General features: G+C 68.2%; 24 protein-coding genes and 1 pseudogene. 8 read left to right on the forward strand and 17 right to left on the reverse strand.

The window, feature by feature from the left end:
* Nucleotides 1-2 precede the first annotated feature (2 nt).
* From CGL27_RS29840 to CGL27_RS29850, 4 genes are all read right to left on the reverse strand, one after another.
* On the reverse strand, nucleotides 3-1,472 hold the full coding sequence (locus tag CGL27_RS29840) for a membrane-associated oxidoreductase (RefSeq protein WP_119991182.1): 1,470 nt from the start codon (nucleotides 1,470-1,472) through the stop codon (nucleotides 3-5).
* 128 nt (nucleotides 1,473-1,600) lie between these two features.
* A complete protein-coding gene (locus tag CGL27_RS50265) occupies nucleotides 1,601-1,783 on the reverse strand; it encodes a hypothetical protein (protein WP_162952801.1) in 183 nt (60 codons plus the stop codon).
* Between the two features lie 89 nt (nucleotides 1,784-1,872).
* On the reverse strand, nucleotides 1,873-2,097 hold the full coding sequence (locus CGL27_RS53615; RefSeq protein WP_346345749.1) for a hypothetical protein: 225 nt from the start codon (nucleotides 2,095-2,097) through the stop codon (nucleotides 1,873-1,875).
* A gap of 583 nt (nucleotides 2,098-2,680) precedes the next feature.
* On the reverse strand, nucleotides 2,681-3,430 hold the full coding sequence (locus CGL27_RS29850; protein WP_119991187.1) for a VWA domain-containing protein: 750 nt from the start codon (nucleotides 3,428-3,430) through the stop codon (nucleotides 2,681-2,683).
* Between the two features lie 166 nt (nucleotides 3,431-3,596).
* Here CGL27_RS29850 and CGL27_RS29855 point away from each other — a divergent pair, with 166 nt between their 5' ends.
* Together CGL27_RS29855 and CGL27_RS29860 are read left to right on the forward strand one after the other, a co-directional pair.
* Nucleotides 3,597-4,901, forward strand: coding sequence for an XRE family transcriptional regulator (locus CGL27_RS29855; protein ID WP_162953101.1), 1,305 nt, complete (start codon nucleotides 3,597-3,599; stop codon nucleotides 4,899-4,901).
* The gene (locus CGL27_RS29860; protein WP_119991191.1) at nucleotides 4,898-5,416 is read left to right on the forward strand and encodes an NUDIX hydrolase; all 519 of its coding nucleotides are present in this window, start codon (nucleotides 4,898-4,900) and stop codon (nucleotides 5,414-5,416) included. The genes CGL27_RS29855 and CGL27_RS29860 overlap by 4 nt, the downstream gene beginning before the upstream one ends.
* 47 nt (nucleotides 5,417-5,463) lie before the next feature.
* Here CGL27_RS29860 and CGL27_RS29865 read toward each other — a convergent pair whose 3' ends face one another.
* Together CGL27_RS29865 and CGL27_RS29870 are read right to left on the reverse strand one after the other, a co-directional pair.
* The gene (locus tag CGL27_RS29865) at nucleotides 5,464-5,862 is read right to left on the reverse strand and encodes a nuclear transport factor 2 family protein (RefSeq protein WP_119991193.1); all 399 of its coding nucleotides are present in this window, start codon (nucleotides 5,860-5,862) and stop codon (nucleotides 5,464-5,466) included.
* 186 nt (nucleotides 5,863-6,048) lie between these two features.
* The gene (locus CGL27_RS29870; protein ID WP_119991196.1) at nucleotides 6,049-6,648 is read right to left on the reverse strand and encodes a TetR/AcrR family transcriptional regulator; all 600 of its coding nucleotides are present in this window, start codon (nucleotides 6,646-6,648) and stop codon (nucleotides 6,049-6,051) included.
* 119 nt (nucleotides 6,649-6,767) lie between these two features.
* Between CGL27_RS29870 and CGL27_RS29875 the strand changes: the two genes are divergently transcribed.
* Nucleotides 6,768-7,550, forward strand: coding sequence for a class I SAM-dependent methyltransferase (locus CGL27_RS29875; protein ID WP_119991198.1), 783 nt, complete (start codon nucleotides 6,768-6,770; stop codon nucleotides 7,548-7,550).
* A 28-nt stretch (nucleotides 7,551-7,578) separates the two neighbouring features.
* Here CGL27_RS29875 and CGL27_RS29880 read toward each other — a convergent pair whose 3' ends face one another.
* The 5 genes from CGL27_RS29880 to CGL27_RS29900 all read right to left on the reverse strand — a co-directional run bounded on the left by CGL27_RS29880 (nucleotide 7,579) and on the right by CGL27_RS29900 (nucleotide 11,828).
* Nucleotides 7,579-8,070, reverse strand: coding sequence for a GNAT family N-acetyltransferase (locus CGL27_RS29880; RefSeq protein ID WP_119991200.1), 492 nt, complete (start codon nucleotides 8,068-8,070; stop codon nucleotides 7,579-7,581).
* An 86-nt stretch (nucleotides 8,071-8,156) separates the two neighbouring features.
* Complete coding sequence (locus CGL27_RS29885) at nucleotides 8,157-9,230, reverse strand: cobalamin B12-binding domain-containing protein (RefSeq protein ID WP_119991201.1); 1,074 nt, start codon at nucleotides 9,228-9,230, stop codon at nucleotides 8,157-8,159.
* Nucleotides 9,227-10,891, reverse strand: coding sequence for a PP2C family protein-serine/threonine phosphatase (locus CGL27_RS29890; RefSeq protein WP_119991203.1), 1,665 nt, complete (start codon nucleotides 10,889-10,891; stop codon nucleotides 9,227-9,229). Before CGL27_RS29890 ends, CGL27_RS29885 begins: the two co-directional genes overlap by 4 nt.
* Nucleotides 10,892-11,274: 383 nt before the next feature.
* Nucleotides 11,275-11,481 carry a hypothetical protein gene (locus CGL27_RS29895; protein WP_119991205.1) on the reverse strand — a complete coding sequence of 69 codons (207 nt, stop codon included), beginning with the start codon at nucleotides 11,479-11,481 and terminating at the stop codon, nucleotides 11,275-11,277.
* An 11-nt stretch (nucleotides 11,482-11,492) separates the two neighbouring features.
* A complete protein-coding gene (locus tag CGL27_RS29900; protein WP_078643214.1) occupies nucleotides 11,493-11,828 on the reverse strand; it encodes an EthD domain-containing protein in 336 nt (111 codons plus the stop codon).
* A 146-nt stretch (nucleotides 11,829-11,974) separates the two neighbouring features.
* Between CGL27_RS29900 and CGL27_RS29905 the strand changes: the two genes are divergently transcribed.
* Nucleotides 11,975-12,358, forward strand: a complete 384-nt coding sequence (locus tag CGL27_RS29905) for a MerR family transcriptional regulator (RefSeq protein ID WP_119991207.1) — start codon at nucleotides 11,975-11,977, stop codon at nucleotides 12,356-12,358.
* 134 nt (nucleotides 12,359-12,492) lie between these two features.
* Here CGL27_RS29905 and CGL27_RS29910 read toward each other — a convergent pair.
* From CGL27_RS29910 to CGL27_RS29925, 3 genes and pseudogenes are all read right to left on the reverse strand, one after another.
* Nucleotides 12,493-12,866, reverse strand: a pseudogene (locus tag CGL27_RS29910) (IS5/IS1182 family transposase); the annotation flags it as partial.
* 444 nt (nucleotides 12,867-13,310) lie between these two features.
* Entirely contained in the window at nucleotides 13,311-13,643 is a 333-nt protein-coding gene (locus CGL27_RS29920) for a hypothetical protein (RefSeq protein ID WP_119991211.1), read from the reverse strand.
* Between the two features lie 431 nt (nucleotides 13,644-14,074).
* Nucleotides 14,075-15,259 (reverse strand): helix-turn-helix transcriptional regulator, encoded by a 1,185-nt coding sequence (locus CGL27_RS29925; RefSeq protein ID WP_119991213.1) that lies wholly within the window; start codon nucleotides 15,257-15,259, stop codon nucleotides 14,075-14,077.
* Nucleotides 15,260-15,392: 133 nt separating this feature from the next.
* Here CGL27_RS29925 and CGL27_RS29930 point away from each other — a divergent pair, with 133 nt between their 5' ends.
* Together CGL27_RS29930 and CGL27_RS29935 are read left to right on the forward strand one after the other, a co-directional pair.
* Nucleotides 15,393-15,956: a flavoprotein gene (locus tag CGL27_RS29930; protein ID WP_119991215.1), complete on the forward strand. Its 564-nt coding sequence runs from the start codon at nucleotides 15,393-15,395 to the stop codon at nucleotides 15,954-15,956.
* A 128-nt stretch (nucleotides 15,957-16,084) separates the two neighbouring features.
* Complete coding sequence (locus CGL27_RS29935) at nucleotides 16,085-17,512, forward strand: recombinase family protein (protein ID WP_119991217.1); 1,428 nt, start codon at nucleotides 16,085-16,087, stop codon at nucleotides 17,510-17,512.
* Nucleotides 17,513-18,310: 798 nt separating this feature from the next.
* On the opposite strand, the gene CGL27_RS29940 is transcribed toward CGL27_RS29935, so the two are convergent.
* On the reverse strand, nucleotides 18,311-18,595 hold the full coding sequence (locus tag CGL27_RS29940; RefSeq protein WP_119991218.1) for a hypothetical protein: 285 nt from the start codon (nucleotides 18,593-18,595) through the stop codon (nucleotides 18,311-18,313).
* A gap of 237 nt (nucleotides 18,596-18,832) precedes the next feature.
* On the opposite strand from CGL27_RS29940, the gene CGL27_RS29945 reads away from it, so the two are divergent.
* Together CGL27_RS29945 and CGL27_RS29955 are read left to right on the forward strand one after the other, a co-directional pair.
* Complete coding sequence (locus CGL27_RS29945) at nucleotides 18,833-20,182, forward strand: transcriptional regulator (RefSeq protein WP_119991220.1); 1,350 nt, start codon at nucleotides 18,833-18,835, stop codon at nucleotides 20,180-20,182.
* A gap of 841 nt (nucleotides 20,183-21,023) precedes the next feature.
* Entirely contained in the window at nucleotides 21,024-21,560 is a 537-nt protein-coding gene (locus CGL27_RS29955) for a DUF2231 domain-containing protein (RefSeq protein ID WP_119991224.1), read from the forward strand.
* A 133-nt stretch (nucleotides 21,561-21,693) separates the two neighbouring features.
* On the opposite strand, the gene msrA is transcribed toward CGL27_RS29955, so the two are convergent.
* Both msrA and CGL27_RS29965 read right to left on the reverse strand, forming a co-directional pair.
* On the reverse strand, nucleotides 21,694-22,401 hold the full coding sequence (gene msrA / locus CGL27_RS29960) for a peptide-methionine (S)-S-oxide reductase MsrA (RefSeq protein WP_119991226.1): 708 nt from the start codon (nucleotides 22,399-22,401) through the stop codon (nucleotides 21,694-21,696).
* A gap of 101 nt (nucleotides 22,402-22,502) precedes the next feature.
* Nucleotides 22,503-23,600 (reverse strand): hypothetical protein, encoded by a 1,098-nt coding sequence (locus tag CGL27_RS29965; RefSeq protein ID WP_119991228.1) that lies wholly within the window; start codon nucleotides 23,598-23,600, stop codon nucleotides 22,503-22,505.
* Between the last annotated feature and the right edge of the window lie 38 nt (nucleotides 23,601-23,638).

Consider the following 23,638-nt stretch of genomic DNA (forward strand, 5'->3'; position numbering starts at 1 on the left):
GACTATTGGCGGGAGAGGACCCGGGTAATGCCCGCGGCGAGGGCGGTGGCCAGCAGCCAGCCCGCGCCGATCAGGAGCCAGGCGATCCCCTGGGTCGGCCCCGTCGGCTGGAACGCCCGCTCCTGGCCGAAGTCGATCACGGGAAGGAGCAGGTCCAGGCTGTACATCACGGGGTTGAACACCGGATGGGGCGTACCACTCGGCGGATGGGGCCGGTGCAGGGCGAAGACGGTGGCTCCGGTGGCGAGCAGGGCCAGCAGCCATACCGCGGCACGTTCCGGCAAGTAGCCGTACCCGACGGTGGCATCCTGCACATACCCCCAAGCCCGGGCGTACCAGGGGAGGGTCGTGCGGCGGTGACGCTGGCGGGTCAGCAGCACGGTCCGGGCATCGCGGTCCTGGCCGATGGACTGGTAGACGGTGGCGAGCTGTTGGTACGGCTGGGGCCGGTACCCGTCGGGATCGCGGCTCAGCAGCTCAAGGCGGTCGTTGACGGCCAGGTGTGGTTCCAGCGACCGGTAGACCAGCCCGTCGAGTTGGAGCGGCGGCCGCTCGTGACCGTCGTCATGGAGCCGGAGTACACCGATTGCGGCGTGGCGCAGGTCCATGCCTCCCGTGGCCCGTGCGGGGCGCAGGAGCAGCTCTCCGGCCTGGAGGTGTTGGCAGGAGAGGGCGTTTCCCTGGGCTGGGGTGAGGGACGCCGCGTCGAAGCTGACCGACCCGCCGACGGTGGCGCCGGTCAGCGTGATGGCTCCGTCGGCGCGGAAGCCCTCGCCGCAATCGATGTTCGTGGGGACCTGGATACCGGGGGCGGACAGGGCCTCACCGCCAGGTTGGTGCAGCGCGGCCCCGCGCAGGAGCAGACCGTCGCTGAGGCGCGCCTGGAGCAGTCGCAGCTCCCCGTCGGCGCGGAATCCGTCGGTCCCGACGACGCCCTTCGCCTCCAGGCGTGCGCCGTCCAGGGCCACATCGCCGGCATGGGAGAGGTACGCGCCCTGGAGGAGCAGGCTCCCGCTGATACGGGCGTCATGCACGCTGACCTTGCCCTGCACGCGACAGCCCATCAGGTCGAGGTTCCCCTCAACCGTCGTGGCGCCCATTCCAAGTCCCGGTAGGCACGAGCCGCCAAAACTGGTCACTCGAAGTGTGGCCCCGTACAACTGCGGCGCCTCCTCGAACCAGCACTCCTCCAGCCACAGCACGCAGCTCACCTCGGCGAAGACCAGGCGCAGCTTCCCCGATATCCGGGCACCCACCAGGTGGACCATCGGAGTTTCACCGCCGATGGCATCGGCACCGCCCAGCAGCAACGAACGGATCACCGAGGCCCGCACCTGCCGCTCCGGCCCCCAACTGCCGCCGTCCACCACCGGTCCGCCGACCGCGCCGCGCGGACGCAGATCGACCTCACCCCCTGCGGCGAATGCCTCCCAGAGCCGGAGTTCCGGGCCGGTGAGGTCATCTGGGCGCATCCGGAGCCCTCCGGCTGGTCGGGAACGGGGCCCGCCCATGGTCAAGCCGGGCGAGGTGGCTGAGCAAGAGTGCCGCTGTCCGCGCCGTACCACGTCGTTCCAAGCTGTGTTCGGGCGAACAGCGGTATTCAGTACCGCTGTCGGCCGCCGGGATAGCGGATCGGCTGACGACAGTCCGGTGCCCCCACCGGCGGGGCCTCCGGGCCGAGCGCGAAGCACAGCCCCGCGTGGAGCTGTTCCGATTCGTCCACCGTCAGCGCCAGCGGGGCGAGAGCCACAGGATTCCCGAGGCGGACTACCTGAAGTGTCACCGTGAGACGGTCGTCGCCCTCACGGTGTACACGCAGGCCCGACGGGGTGGCTACGAGCTGCCATTCCGACGTGAACCGTCGAGCCGGGCTCATGCGTCCGCCTCGGTTGTTCGTACCGGTCCTTCGTCGTCGGACATGAGACGCCTGCCACGACTCTCCGCAACTCGAAGCGCGTCTTGTAGCGCCTCGACCAGGCGGTTGGAGAGGTAGCGGAGCTCTCGGGTGTCCGCTTTCCGGTCGCGGAGCAGTAGGCCGGCGTGGCCGATGAGTTCAACGTCCATCCGGAGCTGAACCGCTTCCATCTCGTCAGCCATCCGCGACAGATAGCCCGCGCTGTCCGCATCCGACACGAGGTAGCACGGCTTTCCAGAAGGCCCAGGCCACGGCAGCAATCGTGGCTGCGTACTCACCGGATCACCACCATCCCGTGCGGAGCGCACAGCAGTTCCACACGGGGCACGTCCTTCCGACGCTCATGCGTCACCGGGTACGGCCGGACAAGCCGCACGTCCTCACCGCGCAGCACTGACCGATCCGACGCCCGATGCACCTGATGTACACGCGGAAGGCGCAGCGTAGGCGCGGCCGCGCATGCCGCCGGAGCGCTTGTCCCACCGGCGCGATGACGACCGGCGGCGGGCAGCAGCGGTCGCAACAGCCACCGCACGAATCGGGGGATATGGTTTTGCACGTTGACGCTCCTACACAGCGTTGGCCACGCCCCCGGGCCGTTCGCATCAATCGCGGGGGTCTCTTGTGTCTGCCAACTGTGCTGCGGAGGAAGGGCGGTCGCTTCCCGTCCGTGGCTATCCCCATCATGGGTAGGCCCAGTCACGACCGTGCGACACACGTATTCCGGTCGTGGCCGACGTCCTGGAAGGCCAGGCTCAGCAGCCCTCAGTCCTTCAGGACACCGGTGGAGCGGGCGGCGGCGAGCCACTGCGGGTACTCATGGAGCAACTGATCGTAGAGCGCGGCGTCGGAGAGGCCCTTCGGTGTCGGTCCGACGGCGAAGAAGCCGGCGTTGTCGACGATGCGCCGGTTCGGCACCGGCAGGTCGTCGAGTCTGCGCAGGAAGCGGAACTCGTCGTCACCGAACCCGATGAACTGCCAGAAGATGGGCAGCTTCGCGGCCGTGCACAGCACATGCTCTGCCGCCGCCTTGGATGTGGGGGAGCCGTCGGTCTGGAAGACGACGAATGCCGGGTCGTCGGCTCCGGACGACTGGTAGTGGTCGATGACGGCCTGCATGGCGACGTGGTAGTTGGTGCGGCCCATGTGCCCCATCGAGTCGTGCAGGGGGTTGATCCGGTCCTGGTAGGCATCAAGGCTGATCTCAGCCGTCCCGTCGATCTCCGTGGAGAAGAAGACGACCGGCACGATCCCGTCGTCATCGAGGTTCGCCGCGAGGGCCAGCGCCTGTTCCGCCAAGTTCTGTACGGAGCCGTCACGGTAGTACGGGCGCATGCTCCCGGAACGGTCCAGAACCAGGTACACCGCGGCACGCTGCCCGTCGGCGCCGTGCTTGGCCAGCGAGACCGCAGCCGTCTTGTAGAGGCTGACCAGCCCCGGAGCCTGGGCGGCTACCTTTTCCAGACTGATCGCGGGGGTGGGCGTCTGGGGGCGCTTGCGGTAGTCGATGGCCATAGCCGGTGATTGTCTCCCAACTGATCGACTACGTCGCGCTTTTGGTGAATGCCTCTCAGGGTCCTGCCGCGACGGTGACGAACGGCGGTCCCGACCATCCCGTGCTGGGTACACTCGGTGCGGGATGATCAACGTTCAGTGAAATCGCGACCCCGGGGGTGGCTCCTTGGCCAAGTCCGTCGCACCCAACGTCCTCCCGGAACGACTGTTCGCTCGCGAGGACGTACGCGCGGCGTTGCTGCGTCACGACTTCGGCGCCTTCTTCGCGCTCGCCCGCAAGTGGTCCGGCATCAGCTACATGCGGATCGCCGACGCTTGCGACATGAAGCCTGAGCGCGTCGGCAAGCTCGCACGCGGCGAAGGGCGCGTGACGAGCGTGGAGAAGATGGAGCAGATCGCCGATGGGCTGCGTATCCCGGGTGGGTTGATGCGCCTGGCTCCTCGTCCTTGGGAGGCGGGCGAAACACGGCGAGTCATGGCCACTCGGGCAAGGCCTGGGCAGCCGGTACCGGGCTCGCAAGCGGACCCGGATGTGGCGGCGGTGGAATCCTTTCGCGTCGCAGACCGGCAATTGGGCGGTGGCCATCTGTACGCCTCGGTCCTCCACTACCTCCATCACACGCTGGGCCCACGGGTTTTCGGCGGCGAGACCGGCCGTGATTCCGCCCGAACGTTCCAGGCGGCTGCCGCGCTCACGGAAATGGCTGGGTGGATGGCCCACGACACGGGGCATGATCGGCTGGCCGGGGACCATTTCGCCAAGGCCCTGGCGCTGGCGAAGGCCGGAGAGGATCAGGCCTTGGGTGCGAACATCATGGCCAGCATGAGTCATCTCGCCTTACAGAGGGGACACCTGGGAAGGTCCGTATCGATGGCGAGAGCGGGACGTGATCACGTCATGGGCGGGCCCCGTGTCCCTACGCTGATCGCCAGACTGCATGCCATGGAGGCGCGAGCTCTCGCCCAGCTCGGGGAAGGCGAGAGGGCACGCCGCGCACTGGCTGTGGCGCAGAAGGAGATCGCCAAGATGCCAGGGGCCGAGCCGTCTCCGTGGATCAGCTCGTTCGACATGCCCGCATTGGCGAGTGAGGCGGCGCTGTCCTTGCAGGATGCGGGCAGCTTGCCCGCCGCCGTGGAAGCGGCCGAAGAAGCAATCGCACTCCGCTCCGGCGACCGCGCGAGGAGCCGGGTATTCAGCCAGATCACCTTGGCACTGATCCGTACGCGGCAGGGCGAGCCGGAGGCCGCGTGTGAGGTCGGGCGAGTGCTCCTCGGCGAGTGCGTGACGCTCGGATCGCTGCGCATCACTCAGCAACTCGACCTTTTGGGAGACGCGTTGGCTCGCTACGGCGCGGAGCCGATCGTGCGGGACTTCCTGGACTGTCTGGCGGCGACGAGGCGGCAACGGGCGCTCCTGCTGGCCGGGATCGGCACGGCCCCGGCCTCCGCCGACGGAGGTGCTGCCATATGACCACCCGCCCCCGGCCGGGCACGGCCGAATGGGACGCCTACTTGGCGGAGGGCAACGCCAAGCAGGCACGCAAACGTGTATCGGCCGACGTTCTCCTGCGCGATGCCGCCGGGCGCCTGCTGGTGGTCAAGCCGACGTACAAGGAAGCGTGGGACCTGCCCGGTGGGATGGCCGAGGCGAATGAGTCACCCGAGGACGCGGCGCGCCGCGAACTCCGCGAAGAACTGGGACTCGCCGTCGATCTGAGAGGGCTCCTGTGCGTCGACTGGGTCGCACCTCACGGCCCTTGGGACGACCAACTCGCGTTCGTTTTCGACGGCGGAACTCTCTCGCCCGGCCAGATCAGTGGCGTGTACCCGCGCGACCACGAACTCTCGGCCTGCGAGTTCCTCCCCTCGGGCGACGCCCTGACCATGCTCCCGCCCCGCACTCGCCGACGGGCCGCCCAAGCGCTCCGAGCCCTGGCCGAGCAACGGCCCGCGTACCTGGAGAATGGTGAACGCTCCGTTCCGTAGCAGCGTCGATTGCCGCTGACGGCGCATCACCCGGTGGTCTGCTCCCATCACTGAGAGGCAGCCCCGGCGGGCGCCAGCGCCGCCTGCATCGCCACCCCGTCGACGTAGGAATGCTTCTCCTTCACCGCCCCGTTCTCAACCAGGACGAAGTCCGCGAGGTCGATGTCGACCGCGCCTCCGGCCGCGGACGTGCCGCTCAGCTTCCACTGGACGACCCAGAAGTCCTCTCCGGCGCGGAGCGAGACCAGCTCGAACGCCAGGTCGGGGACCAGCTCGAACATCCCGGCCGCCGCCTCACGGATGGCAGCCTGCCCGTGTACGGGGTCCTGGCCGGAGTGCAGATGGAACACCGAGTCGGCCGTGTGGAGTCCGGCGATCCGGTCAGGGTCGCGGGACTCCCAGCATGCGTGGTAGCGCTCGAACAGATCACGGGTGGCAGCGGTCATGTCTGGCCTCCGGTCCATGGATGAACGGGCGTGCTGCATAGGACATCCCGGTCGGTCGTAGATCCAGATCTTCCGTGATGTGCGTCCGCGCTGTCCATGGGCACGCGCACAGGCCCGAAGCGCCAGCAATAGTGGTGGTGGGGCGGACGAGTCGGCCGCCGGGTTCTGTCTGCAGGCATCGTCGTGTCAGGGCCGCGCATCCCGCACCGCCTCGGCGATGACGGTGGTCACCACCTTGCGGACGGCCCCGGCATCCGGCGGCGGGGCTTCGCGGTCCGCGAAGAGCAGGTGCCCTGCGCCGATCAACGTCGGCGCGAGCGCGTCGATGTCGGCCTCGGCCGCGATGCGGCCCCGGTCCCGCTCGGCGGCGAGGTAGGAGGCGATCATGGCTGTGGCTTCCGTCAGGAGCGGTACGCCGATCGGCGTGGTTTCGCGGAGCCGGGTGCGTAGCTCGTCGCGCGAGGTGACGAGGCTGATGATGGCCACGGCGACCGACTCGAACAGGGTCGTCAGCGCGTCGGCGAGGTGGTCGGCGACGGCGCCGGTCCCTGCGGAGTCGCGCAGGGCGGCGGACTGGTGGTCGAGCCGGGTGATGCGATCCAGGACGAGCTCGGCGAGGAAGGCGTCGAAGTCGGTGAAGTGCCGGTGCAGGACGCCCTTGGCGCAACCCGCCTCCGTGGTGACCGCCCGACTGGTCAGCGCGCTCGGCCCGTCCCGGAGCAGGACTCGCTCGGCGGCGTGGAAAAGCTGCTCGCGTACGTCACGCATGGCCACCCCTGTCGGCACCGTGCGTCCCTCCTCACCTCATCGGGCCCGCTCCGTTGACGAGTGGGCACTCGCCCACTCATAGTGGGCGTATGCCCACTCTACCGTTTTCCGAGAGCGAGCCTCATCAACACCGACAGATGGCGGAGTCGTTCGGCTCGGACGCCGAACGCTACGACCAGGCTCGGCCCCGCTATCCCCAAGCCATGGTGGACCGGATCACCACCGGCAGCCCCGGGCTCGACGTCCCCGACGTTCTCGACATCCTCGACGTCGGCTGTGGCACCGGTATCGCGGCCCGGCAGTTCCAGGAGGCGGGCCGCACGGTGCTCGGGGTCGAGCCGGACGCGCGGATGGCCGAGGTGGCGCGGCGGCTCGGGACGGAGGTCGACGTCGCGACGTTCGAAGCCTGGGACCCGGCCGGGCGGCAATTCGACGCCGTGATCGCGGGCCAGGCATGGCACTGGATCGACCCGGTCGCGGGGGCGGTCAAGGCCGCTCAGGTCCTGCGGCCCCATGCCCGACTGGCCGCGTTCTGGAACGTTTTCCAGCTCCCGCCCGACCTGGCGGAAGCCGTCGCCGCGATCTGCCAACGGGCCGTGCCCGACGTGCCGTTCGACTTCCGGGCGATGACGCGGGGCGGCCTGGACGCCAACCAGCCGATACTCACCAAGGCCGCCGACGGGATGCGAGAGGCGGGCGCGTTCGGCGAACCGGAGCAGTGGCGGTTCGACTGGGAGCGGACCTACACCCGGGACGCGTGGCTGGACCAGATCCCCACCCAGGGCGCATTCACCCGGCTCCCCTCGGCCAAGCTGGCGGAAGTGCTGGAGGGCGTCGGCGCGGCCATCGACGCGATGGGCGGCAGCTTCACGATGCCGTACGCGACGGTGGTGATCACCGCGACGCGAACTGCCGCGTGACCAACCGGGAGACCAGCATGAAACAGGGTCAGGCCCCCAGGTCGTGATACATGACGTGCAGTCCGACCGGCCCCAGCTCCGAATGCCGAAACGCGCCCGGGACGGTGCCGATGAGGGAGAACCCGAGGCGCTCGTACAGTCCGACAGCAGGCGCGTTCGAAGCCGCGACCGCGTTGAACTGCACGCCGGCGAAGCCGCTGGTCGAGGCCCAGTTGAGCAGATACTCGCCCAGCGCCTGACCGACACCCCGGCCGCGCGCCTCGGACGCCACCATGAAGTTGCCACTGGCGATATGGGCGCCGGGGCCGGGCCGATTGGGGTACATATTCGAGGTGCCGACCACCCGATCGCCCTCCACGGCCACCACGACATGTCCCGGGGGCGGCACCACCCACATCTCGTGTGCCTGCGCCTCGGTCTGGTGGGGGTCGTAGCAGAAGGTGTCTCCCTTGCGGACAATCTGCTCGACGATCGGCCAGACCTGCGACCAGTCACGCTCCTCGAACGCCCGGATTTCCATCCGCCATACGCTAGCGACGGAGTTCAGCCCTTTCGATCGAATTTCTCGTGCCGAATCAGTCCGGTGTGACCGTCGCTGCCCCCCGTTCATCCGTGCGGGCGGGAAGCCCCCAGCTCGATCAGGCATCGGCGCCCCGCCGAGAGTGTGGCGAGCACCCGGGGGGACCCGCGCAGATGGTCGGTCAGGGCATCCGTCAGGACGAGGAGGCAGCGGGGGGCCACCGAGCGGGCGGAGAGGTAGGTCGCGGCGAAGGCGAGGTGGCCGGTGAATACGCGCTCGTCGTCCACGAATACGGCCGCGGCCAGGGAATCCAGCAGCCGGCCGAGGAAATCGGCGGCCTCCTCGTGTTCCATGCCCGAGCGGCTCCGCAGGCCGGGGAGCACGTCACGCAGCGCGTGGGTCATGTGCTCGAGCAGCTCGGGGCGTTGCCGGACGAGTACGGCGTACGCCTCTACGGCACCGGCCTGGACCGACGACTCCCCGCACGGCGCCGGGGGCCAGCGGTGGAGCAGTGCTTCCGCGGCGCCACGGGCGTCGGCCGCGTACAGGTCCGCGCCCAGGGTGTACGCCCATGTGCCCTCGGGGCCGAACCCCGGCCCGCCCGTCATGACGGGAACGCCGGCGTATCTGCAGGTCTCGATCTGCCGGTGGGCGAGCGGAAGGTTCCACGACAGGGTGCATGAGAGAGCGACCACGTCGGGGCCGTTCTGATGGACGTCCGAGAGCAGTTCGTGAGGGGAGACCGAGCCGCCGAGTGAGCGCACGTGGAAGCCGCGCAGTCGCAGCACTTCGGTGAGGATGTGGGAGGGCAGAACGTGCCATTCGCCGTCGCTGCATGCCACCAGCACATGGCGGGGTGAGCCGCCCCCCGCGGGGCCGGGGGCGGCTTCGCGGGTGCGGGCGGCGGACGCGATCGCGTCCACTGTCAGTCGGCTGACATGGGTGGCGGCGTGCTCCCGCGCCACCGTCCACTCGCCGGACTCCCACCGCTCACCGACCCTCACCTGGGCGGGTGCCACCAGTCCGAGCAGTACGTCCTCCGCGTTCACGCCGCTCGTCACCAGGCCGGTGGCCAGCTCCAGCGCTCCCTCCTCGTCCGCACCCGCCAGGCAGGCATCGAAGTCCGCGCGGACGGTGTCGGTGATCCCGGTGCCGTTCATGGGGCCTCGGACTCCCCGGCAGGTCCGGACCCGCCGCTGCTCTCGGGCGGACGGTGCGGTGGTGCGTCCCGGCGGGGAGGTGCCTGAAGCGTCAGGATGGAGATGTCGTCGTGCGGGCGGCCGGCGAGCCATTCGGTCGTGAGGAGTTCCAGCCGCTCGGCGACCGACGGCGCCTGCATGCCGACGCAGCTTGCCAGCGCGTCGACGAGGCGTTCGTCGCCGTAGATCTCCCGCCCGCTCGCACCACCGCGTGCCTCGGTGACCCCGTCGCTGTAGAGAAGCATCAGCTCACCGGGTTCGAGACGGCACTCGGTACGGCCGAAACTGGGATCGGGCACCGCTCCGAGGAGCATGCCCTCGCAGACGATTTCCGCCACCTTTCCATCGTCGCGCAGGACGAGCGGGGAGAGATGGCCGCCGCTGGCGATCTCCACCTTCACCGAGCCGTCGTCGCAGGGGCGGGCGGAACCCGTGACCAGGGTCGTGAAGCGGTGGCCGGCGCTCATGACGAGGTCGTTGAGCAGCCGCAGGTCACGCAGGGGCTCGGGCCCCGTCCGGACCATGGCCAGAGTGCGCATGCTCTGTCGTACCTGCCCTGCCACCACCGCGGCCTCCGCGCCCTTGCCGGACACGTCGCCGAAGAAGAACGTGACCCCGCCCGCGGCGGAAGGGGCCACATGGTAGAAGTCGCCGCTGATGCGCAGAGCCTCCGCGGCCGGTCGGTACGCGGCGCCGAGCCTGAGGCCGTCGGCCGACGGCAGCGGCTCCGGAGCCATGCTGGCCTGCAGGACGGCGATGGTGTGCGCCTGCTGCGAGTAGAGCGCCGCCGTTGCCAGCGCGAGTCCGGCCCGTACGGCGAACCGATGCGCCAGCTCGATGTCCGAGTCGTCGAAGCGGGCACGCTCCGGGCCGCGCAGCATGATCAGCGCACCGGCCGGCACGCCCCCCGCGGCGAGCTGGACCACCAGCGCGTCCTCGCCCCGACCGAACTCACCGGGCATGACCTCGTCGAGCGCGGCCATCTCCTGGGGGCGTACGACAGTGGGGCGCGGTTGGAGCCCGTACAGCGCGTCCTCGACCTTGGGCACCCGTTTCAGCGTCTCGACCGCCACCTCCCCGGAACACCGGGCATCGCCCGGACCCGCCCGGTGCCAGTGGGTACGCCGCCCGCTCACGGGCAGGACGACCACGGACGCGTCCGCCAGCTTCGGGATCACGATCTCGACGAGCGCACGGACGGTACGGCCGTGGTGGAGCGAGGCGCCCAGGCGCCGGGTGGTCTCCTCCAGAAAGGCCGACTTCTCGCGCTCGTGGGCGAGCGCGGCCTCGGCCTCCTGAGCGCTGCCGACCTGATGGACCAGCCACACCGTGAGCCCACCGGCGGTGTGCAGGCGACCGCTGAGCCCGCGGCCCTCGTAAGCGGCGGAGAAACGCTCCTCCCGCCGGGCGGCGGCCCGGGCGAGGGGCGCGGCGGCCGACATGCTCACCGGCCCGCCCGGGCGCAGCCGGGGGAAGAGGTGGGCGGCGGCGCGGTTGAATCCCCGGACGGGCCCATCGGCCCGATCGCAGATGACGACGGCCTCGTCGACAAGATCCAGCAGCTCGCCGAGGTGCGCCGGGACACAGCCCCATGTGCCCCCGTCGCCGCTGTCGTCCGTCATCGGCCACCGCCTCTTGCGCATGGCGCTACCGCGCCCAATGCCCGAGTTGCTCCACCTTCCATTCTGTTTGTCCGGTGTGGTTGCCGCATGGGTGGGTCGGGGGCGCCGAGGTACCTCGGGGTACGTCGGGGCACGTCGGGGCACGTCGGGCTGCGTCCCCGGGGGCCGCGAGGCCCGCAACCGTGGCTGACGGCGAGAGCGGACGTCGGCCAGAGAGCGGACATCAGCCCTCCGCCGGGGCCACCCCGATCGGGCAGGAGACGCCCGTGCCTACGAGGGTATAGCTACGTGACCCGCGGGGATACGAGCAACGATCTACGTCGGGATCGGCCAGGACCGGGCCGGCGCGGCGCGGGTCTGGGCGCCAGAAGGACTGCCGCGCCCTATGCGGCGTGCGGCACGAATGAGACGCGGGTTTCTTCAGTGTCGATCGACACGTCCAGCGTGGCGTCCAGTGCCTTGGCCAAGGTGCGCAGGAGCGGGAGCGTCGGCACGGTGCCGCCTCCCTCGAGACGATCCACGTCCTGTGCGGACAGCCCTGTCGCCAGCACTTTGATGCCCCGCCGCATCGCCCGCGGCGCAAAGCGCACAGCCCAAAGGGTTAGACCACAACCCTTTCTTCAGTGACCATTACTGCCACCGAATTCATATCGATGAAATTACTCTCGTCTGGATTCACCAACTCCTTGTAATTCCTAGACGCGAAGAAGGCGTCGTGATCCGTCCAGCTTTCAAACCAGATTTCAGTGAGACCATCGTAGGCGGGGCTCGGATACCCGTCGGCGGGTACCGGGTGGGAGACGGTGTACTTCTTTACGTACTGCCGTGCTTCTGGAATAGAGGTGAACAACGGGGCGTGGCGGTTTCGGTGATGCTCAACGAATTCCTCGAAGGTCATTCCATCGATACGGTTGATCATGAAAACGAACTTGATCACGAACTTCTCCTTTTTGTGCTCGCGGACGCGAGAGGTCGGCAACCAGGTGCCCTGGCGGCGGATCGCGAGCCATGGGGTTAACCTAAACGCTTACATCGATGTCAAGGGCAAGTCGCTGTGACCCACGGCGCAGGGGGGGGGTTGAGGTGCGGATCGGTGAACTGTCCGCCCGGACAGGAGCAAGCCGTCGATCACTGCGCTACTACGAGCAGCAGGGCTTGCTTGTCAGCGCGAGGTCCCCCAGCGGTCAACGGTGCTACGACGATGATCATGTCCAGCGGGTGGCGTTGATTCAGGCATTCCTGGCCGCCGGAATGTCCAGCAGAACCATCGCCCTGATGGTCCCCTGCATGACGGAGCCCAACATGAATAGAGCCCGGCAAGCCTTGACCGCAATGAATCAGGAGCGAAATCGCCTTTCGTCCACAATAGACAGTCTAGTCGCCGCCAGAGCGGCACTTGATCACCTGATTGACGTAAATCGAAACTTTCTGGCGAACGTGACGGACGACCAGCCTCGGACCGACTAAATCAGCATCCCGGTTTTCCTCCGGTGAAGTATTCCGCCTCATGCGGCGCGCGCTTAAAATTGTTCCCCTGTCGGCATTTTCCGCGATCCGCCGGATCGGAGTCTGTAAGAGGTCGCGTGTGGATAGGCATGCGGTCATGGCCGATGGTTCGGGCGTTCGTCCCAGCGGTGAGTTGTCCATGCCTGTCGGATCAGGCTACGCATGGTGATGACCGTGTCGGCGAGATCGAAAAATGCGTCGATGACGGTGGCGCGCCGCTCGTAGCAGCGGGCGAGCCGGTAGAAGGCGTTCTGCCAGGCGGTTGCCAACGCCGGCTGGCCAGGATCGGTGCCTTCTCACCTTTATGCGCGATGCGGCCGTGGATGCCGTGCGCGTTGAGCAGAGCGCGGGTCCTGTCCGAGTCGTAGCCGGCGTCCAGATGCACGGTGATGTTGTCGGGCAACGGTCCGAGGTCGTCCAGGCGGCCCAGGGCCGAGGCGAGCAGCGGGGAGTCGTGGCGGTTGGCACCGGTGCAAAGCCCCCCGTTCTCTGGCCCCGTGGCAACTCCCGCCCCAAGCCGCTACGGCCGGCGGCGTGCCCACAACGTGCCACTCAGGCACCGTGCGCCCGCCACCGGCCGCCCCGATCAGCTGGCCCTGCCCAGCCGGGCCGCCGTCACCCGCGCCAGCATCGCCACCTCACACGCAGCAGCGACGTCAGTACTTCTGTCGGCCACCCGGGTAACGGATCGGCTTTCGGCACTCCGGCGCGTCCTCAGGTGCAGGCTCGTCGCCGAGCGCGTAGCACAAGGCGGCGTGGAGCTGCTCCGCTTCCACCACCGTCAGCACCAGCGACGCCAGGGACGCGTGACCGGGGCGGAGGACGTGAAGCGGCAGCTCAAGCAGGCCGTCTTTCCTCGGACGCAGACCACGCCCCGGTGCGGGACCGACCTGCCGGCCATCTGACGCCCGACTCATCCGTCCCCCTCGTTCGCTTGGGTCGGTCCGTCGCTCTCGCACTCGTCGGACACCGGCAGACGCCCGCCGCGACTCTCCGCGATCCGGAGCGCGTCTCGCAGCGCCTCGATCAGGCGATCCGAGAGGTAGCGGAGCTCTCGCACGTCCGACTTCCGGTCGCGGAGAAGCAGACGGGCGTGACCGATGAGTTCAGCGCCCATCTGGAGCTGGACCGCTTCCATCTCGTCAGCCAGCCGCGACAGGTACCCCTCACCGTCCGCATCCGCTACCAGGTAGCACGGCTTGCCAGCAGGGCCGGGCCACGGCAGCAATCGCGGTTGCGTACTCACCTGACCACCACCATCCCGTGCGGCGCGCACAGCAGCTCCACCCGAGGCACGTTCTTCCGACGCTCATGCGCCGCCACATACGGCCGGACAAGCTGCACGTCCTCACCGCGGGGCACAGGCTTACGTGGCATCTGGTGCACACGAGGCAGTCGCAACCTCGGGGTATCAGCGCAGTTCACCGGCTGATCTACCGTGACCGTGCGATGACGTCCTTGGCCGGGCCGTAGCAGTCTCATCAACGGTTCGAAGGCCCTGCCGATACAGTGCCGCATGTCGACCTGCTTCCTCAGGTTGGCCACGCCCCGGGGCGCACGCCCGCGTCGCCGGGGTCCTGTGGCGGGTGTAAACCGGCTGAGTATTCATGCTGGTGACATGCGAAGCCCCCAACTTTCACAGTTGAGTGAAAGCCGGGGGCTACTGCGGTGAAAGCGTCAGAGGCCCACCCAAGCGGCCAGGTGATCCAGGCTGTCCGGGGTGCGCCGGGACAAGTGGATCAGGCCCCTGATGGTTTCGCGCGCGCCTGCGTGGTAGCGCGTCTGCTGCGGTGCCAGTTTCCGCGCCGTCACGATGGACTTCAAGGCCGCTTCGGAGCGCCCCGCTTCCATCTCGGCGCGTGCTTGGTCCACGTAGAAGTGGGCCGCGCGGGAGACAGCCCAGTCCTTCGGTATCCGTACCTTCGCGGCCTCTTGCAGAGCTTCGCCGTAGTGCCGCATCTCGACATGAGCGGACACCGCGTGAACAGTGACATTCGTGGGGCCGAAGGACAGCCAGTGCACATCTGTTGCTTCGCCTGTCCGGTCCGCGTACGACCGGGCCTCCGTGAGGTGCTTCTTTACCGCATCTTCGTCCTGGGCGCGGGCAGCGATGATGCTTGCCCCGAGGTGAAGCTGCCCGGCGACGGCATGCCGCTCTCGCGTCTGCGGAGACTGCTCCAGCAGCCCCTGCCCGGACCCTACGAGCCGCTGACCGATGGTGTACTCGCCCTCTCGGAAGTAGACGAGTGCACGCATGTACTGGCGCACTGCGGAGAGCAACGGATCGGATGCTCGCGAGGCAGCCCAGTCCATACGGTCCAGCGCCACCGTGGACAAGTCGTAGTAGCCCAGCTTCACGGCCAGGTCGTGCGCAGTGCGGTAGGTACTCGACAGGGCAGCCCACAGCTCGGTCGACGGCGTCCGATACGCGGCTGTAGTGATCTCCGCCATTGTTCCTGGGAGATCAAGAGCAGCGTCATGGAGCTTCGTGGCCCGGACCTGCTGGCACAGTGCCTGAGCAGCGGCGATGAGCTGAGAAGTGGGACGCGGTGTGATCGCCGGATCGGCGCCCAGGTCGTAGAGGTCGAGGGCTTCACGGATCGGACGGACCAGTGCGGCCAACCGGTCCTGCTGCAGCTCGGTGACGTAGGGCTGGCCGGTCAGCGCCGTGACGTCGATGCACAGCGCTTTCGCCACCGCGGCCACCAGATCGGGGCTGGCTGGCTTGTGCCCGGACTCAACTTGGGTGAGGAGGCTGTACGAATAGGGCACTCTCTGAGCCAGCCCTCGTTGAGTCAGCCCAGCGCGCTTCCGGTGGTGTGCGATCCGAGCGCCCGTGTGCTCGTCGTCGGGGAGCGGCATGCACGCCTCCCTTTCGTGACTGACTCAACGGAAACGCTACCCGCCCGGCGACCGCCGAAGACGGTGAACGGCGATCTGAACCCTGGGCGGGCATGGTTTGCGGATGGCGGGTGCCGCACTGTGGACTGCCCGCATGACCGCGAACCGTGTCCTCTACCTGTTCGGAAGTGCCGCCCCGCCGGTACTGAACATCGCCGGCGTGATCGAACGGGCGCAGGCGGCCGACTGGGATGTCTGCCTCGGGTTGACCCCCACGGCCGCACGCTGGCTTGACGACGAGCTGCCGGCGTTGGAAGAGCTGACCGGGCACCCTGTGCGCAGCCAGTACAAGCAGCCCTGGGAGCCGGACGTCTGGCCTCCCGCGGATGTCGCCGTCGTGGCACCCGCCACCTTCAACACGATCAACCAGTGGGCCCTGGGGATCACCGAGAAGTTCATCGTCGGATTCGTCGCCGAGGCCATCGGCAAGGGCATCCCGACCGTGGCCATGCCGTGCGTCAACGCCGCCTACGTCCAGCACACGCAGTTCGACGCCAGCGTTGCCACGCTGCGGGCGATGGGGGTGCGTGTGCTGTACGGGGAAGGCGGCTTCGTACCCAACAAACCGGGCCAGGGCCGACCGGAGAACTATCCGTGGCACCTGGCCCTGGAAGCGGCCGCGTCAGCCGTCAGTGGGCGCGATCCCGGTGGGGCATGAGCCGTCCCGCCGTACAGACGCAGGACCTTCTGCTACCTGATCAGCCTTCGGCGGGTGCCACGCCGATCGGGCAGGAGACGCCCGTGCCTACGAGGGTGTAGCTATGTGACCCATGGGGACGAGCAGCGATCTACGTCAGGATCAGTCAGGACCGGGGCGGCGCGGGTCTGGGCATCGCGCGCCAGGAAGAAGACTGCCGCGCCCTGTGCGCCCGCAGGGGGTGGGACGTCGTCGATGTCTACCCGGACAACGACGTCAGCACATACTCCGGAGCGCCCCGGCCGAAGTGGCAGGAGCTCCTGGAGGACATCAACGAGGGCATGGTCAACGCTGTCGTCTGCTGGCATGTGGACCGCCTCACCCGCTCCCCGCGAGAGCTCGAAGACGTGATCGATCTTGCCGACCGGCATGGTCTGGAGCTGGCCACCGTCAGCGGTGAGATTGATCTTGCGACCCCCACCGGCCGCATGATCGCCCGGATGCTGGGAGCTGCCGCACGGCACGAGGCGGAGCACAAGGCCGAGCGCCAGCAGCGGCAGCGGAGGCAGGCTGCCGAGGCGGGCAAGGTCGCCGGAGGCGGTAAGCGATCTTTCGGGTACGAGGACGACCGGATCACCGTGCGTGAGGACGAGGCCGAGATCATCCGAGAGGGCGCCCGTCGTGCACTGGCGGGGGAGAGCCTGGCAAGCATCTGCCGAGACTGGAAGAGCCGCAAGATTGTCACGGCGGCTGGCATCCCGTGGAAGCCGAGCGGACTCCGCCGCGTGCTCGCGTCCGCCAGGATTAGCGGGCGCAGGGAGCACACCCCACGAAGTTCATGGGAGAGCACTCGTCCCCTCCTAGGGGAGATCGTGAGCGACGCGATGTGGCTCGGCATCATCAGTCACGAGGACTCCGACCGACTGCGCGCGCTGCTCAGCGATCCGGACCGGCGCCCGAGCAACGGTGGCGACAGCCGGAGTTATCTCCTGTCCGGCATCCTTCGTTGCGGCAAGCCGACTGATGAGCCCGACAAGGCTTGCGGATGGGGCATGGTCGGTCGGCCCCGGTCCGGTGTACCGCGCTACGTCTGCCCCAATACGCCAGGCACGGATGCATGCGGTGGGACGGCGACGAATGCCGAGCGGACAGACGATCATGTTCGGGACATGGTGTTGGCGGCGTTCGAGTCGCCAGCCTTCATGAAGCGTCTTCGCGAGCCGGACGAGGACGGCGACGAGCTGTACGAGAAGGTCCGGGCCGATGAGGAGGAGCTGGAGGGGCTGGCCCAGGACTACGGCAACCAGGTGATCAGCCGAAAGGAGTGGATGGTGGCCCGGGCACCGATCCAGGAGAGGTTGGAGAGCAACCGGGCCCGGCTTGCAAAGGTGTCGCGGAAAGCCGTCTTGCTGGGGTTCGTTGGCAGCTATGAGGACATGCTGAGCCGCTGGAAGAAGATGAACGACTCCCAGCGGCGTGCAGTGGTCTCCTCGGCGGTCCGGGCCATTCGTGTCGTACCCGCGAACCCTCGTAAGAGGTGGGACCCGGACCGTTTCGTCATCGACTGGATCGCTTAGAACGATGGTGTGTTGTGCGGGTGTCCCGTTCGACGAGCGAGAACACCCGCACGGCGCGTTCGATTACCGCCAGATCCTCTATGACCGGTGGAAGTCCTTGGCGGGCACGGGACTTGGCAACGCGATTGCGAAGCTCTTCAGGGGCCAAGAGCAGCCCCTTGATCGTGAGCTGTTGCGCGGAACATGAGGCGACTCCGAGGCACGACAGCGTTGGTCGCGGGCGATCACCTGAAGCTCCTCGGAAATGTCGATGGACGCGTGCCCCTGCTGGTCAATGCGTCGTGTATGCAGTCAAGTTTGGCAGATACGGCCCCCGGGATCTATGGATTAGTCCCGTCAGAGGTGGCGGGCTGTGAGTGTCCGGAGTCGGCTCCGGCCTGAGCCCCGTTCGTCCGGCTCCCTCAGCATCTGCGTCTAATTCTTCTTTACTTGCTCAAGGGCGCGCCTGCGGCGCGCCGGGCGGTCAGGCCGCCCCGGCCGGGCTGCGGCGTGGCCGCCGGTCCCGGCCGGACGCCCACCGCCCGCTCCGAGTCCTGCCCTTGATCCACCGCGATTGTTCGCTCGCTGAGGTCAGGGCTTGCGTGGCTTGGGCCGACGGCCTCCGAGGCTTTAGGCAGCCACCACGGGGCGAGCCTCGAAGAACAGGGGGCCAATCGGTCGCAAACGCGGGCAGGGCAACAGCCCGCCCGATTCGCCGGGCCAGCGTAAGGCCCCCTGTTCTCTCGCCCCGTGGCAGCTCCCGCCCAAAGCCTCAGACGCCGACGGCGTGCCCACAGCGCACCACCCGGGCACCGCGCCTCACTCCTCCGGTTCGGGAAGCCGCTCGCCCCTGCTCTCGGCCACCCGCAGCGCGTCGCGCAGGGCCTCACACAGGCGGTTGCCGAGGAACCGTAATTCCCTGTTGCTCACCTTGTTGTTGTTCAGCATCTCTCGACCGATGGAGAGGAGTTCGTTGCCGGTGCGGAGCTGTACGTTCTCCATCTCATCCGCTACCTGCGAGACGTAACCCTGGTGATCCGTAACGAGGTAGCAGGGCTTCCCGTTCGGGTCGGACCAGGGCAGCAGTCGGGGACGTGCGCTCATCGAGCTGCCACCTCCGCACGGTTGGAGCGATGTGCGCACAACGGCGACTGCTCGACCACTCGGACGATACGCTCTCTCACGTTGGCGCTCCTTGTCAGCGTTGACCACGCCCCCGGACCGTTCGCCCGGTCGCGGGGGTACACCTAGGCAACTCCGGCGGTACGCCAGCGGGTAGCGCCTGGAGGGGTGTTGAAAGGTGTTGGTTCCGCAGTCGCTCGTGATCGAAGGCCGTGAATCATGAAAACGCCAAACGAGAAACTTTCCAGTTGGCTGGACCGCTCAGGAATGAGCCAAGGCGAGTTAGCCCGACGAACAAGAGTTCAAGCAAAGCAATGGGGCCAGCCGCATATTGCCCCCGACGCGACCAGCGTTCGACGCTGGCTGACCGGAGAACACCCTCGACCCCCTGTTCCTGACATCCTGGCCGATGTGTTCTCGGCGGCCATGGGCTACCGCGTCACGACGTACGACCTGGGGTTCGGCGACAGTACGACGGCGGACAGAGGGCTTGTGTACAGCACTTCCTACGTGGCTACCGTGGAAGCCGTTGCCGATCTGGGGAGGGCCGACGTGGACCGTCGTAAGTTCTTGGCCTCAGCACCATTCGCCGCCGTAGCGGGCATCGGACCCAGTCGCGACTGGCTGCTTAGCACGCTCGACCAGCAGCCCAAGCCGGGCCCCAGGGTGAGGCTGGAGGACGTGAGCGCCGTTCGGAACATGTTCGGCGTGTTCCAGCAGATGGACATCTTCCAGGGTGGTGGATCGGGCCGTCTGACCCTGGCCGCCTACATGAACGCCCATGTGTTCCCTCTGCTGCGCCGTACCCATACCGAGCAGGTTCGGCGTGCCCTGTGTGAGGCAGCCGCCGAGCAGACGTATCTGCTTGGATGGATGGCTTACGACAACGGGGAGCACGGTGCGGCGCAGCGCTACCTGATCCAGTCGCTCCGACTCGCCGAGGAATCGCACAACCCCGCTCTTGGCGCTCACGTGCTGGCCGGGATGGCGGATCAGGCAACGCTCCTCGGGCATCCGGAGGAAGGCCGCAGGCTGGCCCAGTCAGGCCGCGCTGGGCTCAACAGGGCGACGTCTCCCGCCTGTCTCGCCGATCTCTGGGCGCTGGAGGCCCGAGCTTGCGCGAAGCTCGGCGACAAGCGTGCTGCCGTGTCGGCGGTGGCGAAGTCGGAGACCTCATACGAGAGCGTGCGCCCCGATGAGGAACAGGAGTGGGCTGCGTTCATTGACCCGGCTTATCTGCACGGGGAGCATGCCAACACCTTCCGCGATCTTGGCGAGGCGGGCCCTGCCAGGGAACACGCCCGGAGGTCCATCGAACATGCACGCAAGCAGAAGCGCGCCCGCCGTGGCGCCATGTCGCATGCGGCACTGGCCGCCTCGCACATCCAGCGCAATGACCTGGAGGCAGCGCATGCGGCAGGAGTGCGGACGATCTCTCTGACGCGGCAGGTCAAGTCATCGCGTGCTGTCGAGGCCGTCCAGGACTTGCAGATGCGCATGAAGCCGTTCGGCAGGCACCGGCTGGTTGCCGACTTCAACGAGCGGGCACGCGAGCTGACTGCCGCCTGAGAACTGTCGAACATCCTCGAAGCCCCTTGATCATCTTGACCGAGGGGCTTCGAGGCGTTCCGCAGCGTCCCCTGCGGTCAAAGAGCGAGTCCTGGGATGAGGGCGACGAGCCCCGACAGCAGACTCCCGATGCCTGCCAAGGCGATGATGGTGTGCTCAGCGTCTGAGAAGAGTCCCGAGCAGAACTCTCGGAACTGGCGACGGAAGATGGCCATCTTCAACTTTTGCCACCGGTGTTGCCGATGCCAGCAGCCCATGAGCAGCCCGTATGCGTTGTTCCGACAACCGTCGTCGTGTTCGCGTACAGGCGCCCCACAGGGCACGGGAGCCTGAAAAGCGCACCAGATGGCGGTCGCAAGGGACAACGCGATCACGATTGCCGGTCCCGCAGCGGAGTTGACCATGCTGCAATCAGTAACGCTGCGGTCAGTACACCCCACCAGCGTTCGACTGTACCCGGTGACGGGTAGTACGCGTCCAGATCAGCTATTGGTTTTGCTGACCGAGGTCGTTGACGAACGCGGCCCCTCGTCGTCGGGGCCGCCTACTCGATATTGCCGTGTTTGTCCTCGACGCATTCGTCGAGGGATGCGATAGCGGAGTAGATCAGCTTGGCCACGTCAACACTCCGTCGTCATCGAGCACGGCTAGGCGCAGAGTAACGTGCAGCCGCGGCTGCTGTTCGGCAAGGAAGGGCGAGCCGGCCGACGCGGGCCTCTGGAAGGGCGGGTTCAGAGGAAGTTCAGAGCTTCCTGTGACAGTCTGGCGCGCCTCACGGGCCTTGCCGCACGGGGCGCCCGTGCGCGCGGCCTTCTCATGGGCACTTCTGGGGGAACACCTGATGAGCCTCACCGTTGTCAACGGCCTGCCCGCACACGTCCTGGTTGTGCACTTCGTCGTCGTGTTCGTTCCCCTGAGTGCCCTGGCGGTCGTGGTCGGCGCGGTATGGCCGAGTGCCGCCCGGCGGATGGGGGCTGTGCTTCCACTGCTGGCCCTGGTGACGCTGGCGAGCGTGCCCGTGGCCACGGGGGCCGGCGAGTGGCTGGAGGAGCATGTCGACAGCAACGCCCTGGTGCGCAGGCACGCCGAACTCGGCGATGGATTGCTTCCCTGGACTGCGGGCCTGTTCGTGCTGGCGACGGCGGTCTGGTGGACGACCCGCAGGTCGACGTCGGCGGAGGCGGCCCCCAGGGAGCGAACCCGGGCAGCCACGTCCCGGTCCGCGCTGGTTGTCCGCGTCGTGGCAGTGGTGCTCTCCGTCGGGGTGGCCGTGGGTGCCGTCGTGGACGTGTACCGGATCGGCGACTCCGGAGCGAAGGCCGCCTGGCACGACGCCTTCTCCAGGACTGCCCATGGCGAACGTGGTGGCAAGGACTGACCCCCTCGGCTCGGTTGCCGGTGGGTGACGGGTCGGGGCTGCTGCCGAAGCGACCCGGACCCGCTACAGGGCATGCGTCCCACGTCGGCGGGTCGCCCTCGCTGTGGGCGACGCGTCGCCAAGCTGAGGCGTTCTACTTGTCTGTGACTTCCGGGGCGGGTGCCACGCCTGTCGGGCAAGAGGATCCCCAGTTCGTCTCGAACGGGTCACCCAGCTTGACGCCCGTGCCGCCGATGCCGCAGTAGCCGGCCGGGTTCTTGTCCAAGTACTGCTGGTGATATGCCTCGGCGGCGTAGAACGGGCCCGCCGGGAGGATCTCGGTGGTGATCTCGCCGTAGCCGGAGCCCGTCAGGACGGACTGGTAGGCGGCGCGGGAGGACTCGGCCTCGGACTGCTGCTCGGGGGAGTGGGCGTAGATCGCCGAGCGGTACTGGGTGCCGACGTCGTTGCCCTGGCGGAAGCCCTGGGTGGGGTCGTGGGACTCCCAGAAGAGCTTCAGGAGGGCTGCGTAGGAGGTGATCGTCGGGTCGAAGACGACGCGGACGGCCTCGGTGTGGCCGGTGAGGCCGCTGCAGACCTCCTCGTAGGTGGGGTTCTCGGTGTGGCCGCCCTGGTAGCCGACGAGGGTGGTCCAGACGCCCGGGGCCTGCCAGAACTTCCGCTCCGCCCCCCAGAAGCAGCCCAGGCCGAAATCGGCGACGACCAGGCCCTCCGGGTACGGGCCGGCCAGCGGGTTGCCGAGGACGGTGTGGCGGTCGGGGACGGCGAAACCCGGTTCGGGGCGGCCCTTCAGCGCCTCCTCGGGGGTGGGGAGGTGGTTCTTGTGGCGGCTGAACAGCATGAAGGCTCCTCGCGTGACGGGTACGGCGGCTCCGGCGCTCGGATACGGGTGCGCGGCGCTCCCTCTACAACGGATACGGGACGGGGGGAATTCCGCCCCCCTCACCGCGGCAGCGTCGCCGGAGAGCCGCCCCCGCCCTCCCAGCCCGCGACCGCGAGCGCCCGGTAGACCGTGTACTCGGCCGCCGGATCCGCCCCGTACGACCACGGGACCGCGCCCACATGGCCGTCCACGTGGCGTAGCTGCTCCAGGGCCTCCGCGTACCGCTCCGCCCGGACCAGGAAGAAGACCAGCAGGTGGCGGACGTGCGGCAGCACCGGGTGGTCGGCGGGCGCGTGACGGACGGCGAAGAGCGCGCCCTCGATCGCCTTCACGATCACCTCGCTGCGGTACAGCGTGCGGACGAGGTTCGCCTCCGGCAGGTGCTCGAAGACGCCGAAGAGGGGCAGCGCGGGGAGGAGGCTCTTCTCGGGGGCCGAGGCGGCGGCCGCGTGGGTGAAGGCGTCGGCGCGGTCCTGGGAGCCGTGCCATTTCTCGCACCAGTAGTGGAGGGCGGCCAGGTGGGCGCCCATGTGGTGCGGGGCGAGCTTGGTGACCTTGGACCACAGCTCCTCGAAGTCGGCCTGCCGGTAGGCCATACCGCGGGCGACGCCGAGCTCGATGATGTGCGGCACCGGGTCGTTTGGGGCCAGCCGGGCCGCCTCGTGGCAGACGTCCCGGGCCTCCTCCAGGATCATCCGGAAGTCGACCGAGGACGGGTCGAGCAGCGCCTGGCGGACCAGGAACTCCGCCTGCACCGCCGCCGCGCCCGGGTCCTCGGGGGCCGCCACCCGCCAGGTGCGCAGCCACATCCCGCCCTGGCCGGGGGCCTGGGCGAGCTCGAAGGCCGCCGCTCCGGCCAGCGTCTGCACCCGCTGCCAGCGCAGCTCCGAGGTGGCCTCGGTGAGTGCGAGCAGGCGGGCGGCCGGCTGCCAGTCCTGCCGGGCCTGGACCTCCTCCAGGGCGTCGATCAGCTGCCGGTCCGGGCCGGGCAGCCGTACGTCCAGCCGCTCGCGCGGTACGAAGCCGTACTCCTGCGGATCCGAGGCGCGCATCATCCCCCGCACGGCCTCGCGGCCCCCGCGCCGCCGCCGCAGGGCCGGCATGACGATCAGCCCGCCGATCATGACGATGGCGATGAGGAAGATCAGAAGCTCCATGAGGTGTCCCCGTGTGAAGTTCCGTAACAGCTGGTGGT

It is taken from the genome of Streptomyces sp. 11-1-2 (assembly GCF_003595545.1).
In the GTDB taxonomy this organism is placed as follows: domain Bacteria; phylum Actinomycetota; class Actinomycetes; order Streptomycetales; family Streptomycetaceae; genus Streptomyces; species Streptomyces hygroscopicus_B.

Coding starts and splice junctions, on each gene's coding strand:
- CGL27_RS29840 (WP_119991182.1), bottom strand. CDS start 1,472: ATGCGCCCAGATGACCTCACCGGCCCGGAACTCCGGCTCTGGGAGGCA.
- CGL27_RS53615 (WP_346345749.1), bottom strand. CDS start 2,097: ATGGCTGACGAGATGGAAGCGGTTCAGCTCCGGATGGACGTTGAACTC.
- CGL27_RS29850 (WP_119991187.1), bottom strand. CDS start 3,430: ATGGCCATCGACTACCGCAAGCGCCCCCAGACGCCCACCCCCGCGATC.
- CGL27_RS29860 (WP_119991191.1), top strand. CDS start 4,898: ATGACCACCCGCCCCCGGCCGGGCACGGCCGAATGGGACGCCTACTTG.
- CGL27_RS29865 (WP_119991193.1), bottom strand. CDS start 5,862: ATGACCGCTGCCACCCGTGATCTGTTCGAGCGCTACCACGCATGCTGG.
- CGL27_RS29875 (WP_119991198.1), top strand. CDS start 6,768: ATGGCGGAGTCGTTCGGCTCGGACGCCGAACGCTACGACCAGGCTCGG.
- CGL27_RS29880 (WP_119991200.1), bottom strand. CDS start 8,070: ATGGAAATCCGGGCGTTCGAGGAGCGTGACTGGTCGCAGGTCTGGCCG.
- CGL27_RS29885 (WP_119991201.1), bottom strand. CDS start 9,230: ATGAACGGCACCGGGATCACCGACACCGTCCGCGCGGACTTCGATGCC.
- CGL27_RS29890 (WP_119991203.1), bottom strand. CDS start 10,891: ATGACGGACGACAGCGGCGACGGGGGCACATGGGGCTGTGTCCCGGCG.
- CGL27_RS29925 (WP_119991213.1), bottom strand. CDS start 15,259: ATGCCGCTCCCCGACGACGAGCACACGGGCGCTCGGATCGCACACCAC.
- CGL27_RS29930 (WP_119991215.1), top strand. CDS start 15,393: ATGACCGCGAACCGTGTCCTCTACCTGTTCGGAAGTGCCGCCCCGCCG.
- CGL27_RS29940 (WP_119991218.1), bottom strand. CDS start 18,595: ATGAGCGCACGTCCCCGACTGCTGCCCTGGTCCGACCCGAACGGGAAG.
- CGL27_RS29945 (WP_119991220.1), top strand. CDS start 18,833: ATGAAAACGCCAAACGAGAAACTTTCCAGTTGGCTGGACCGCTCAGGA.
- CGL27_RS29955 (WP_119991224.1), top strand. CDS start 21,024: ATGAGCCTCACCGTTGTCAACGGCCTGCCCGCACACGTCCTGGTTGTG.
- msrA (WP_119991226.1), bottom strand. CDS start 22,401: ATGCTGTTCAGCCGCCACAAGAACCACCTCCCCACCCCCGAGGAGGCG.
- CGL27_RS29965 (WP_119991228.1), bottom strand. CDS start 23,600: ATGGAGCTTCTGATCTTCCTCATCGCCATCGTCATGATCGGCGGGCTG.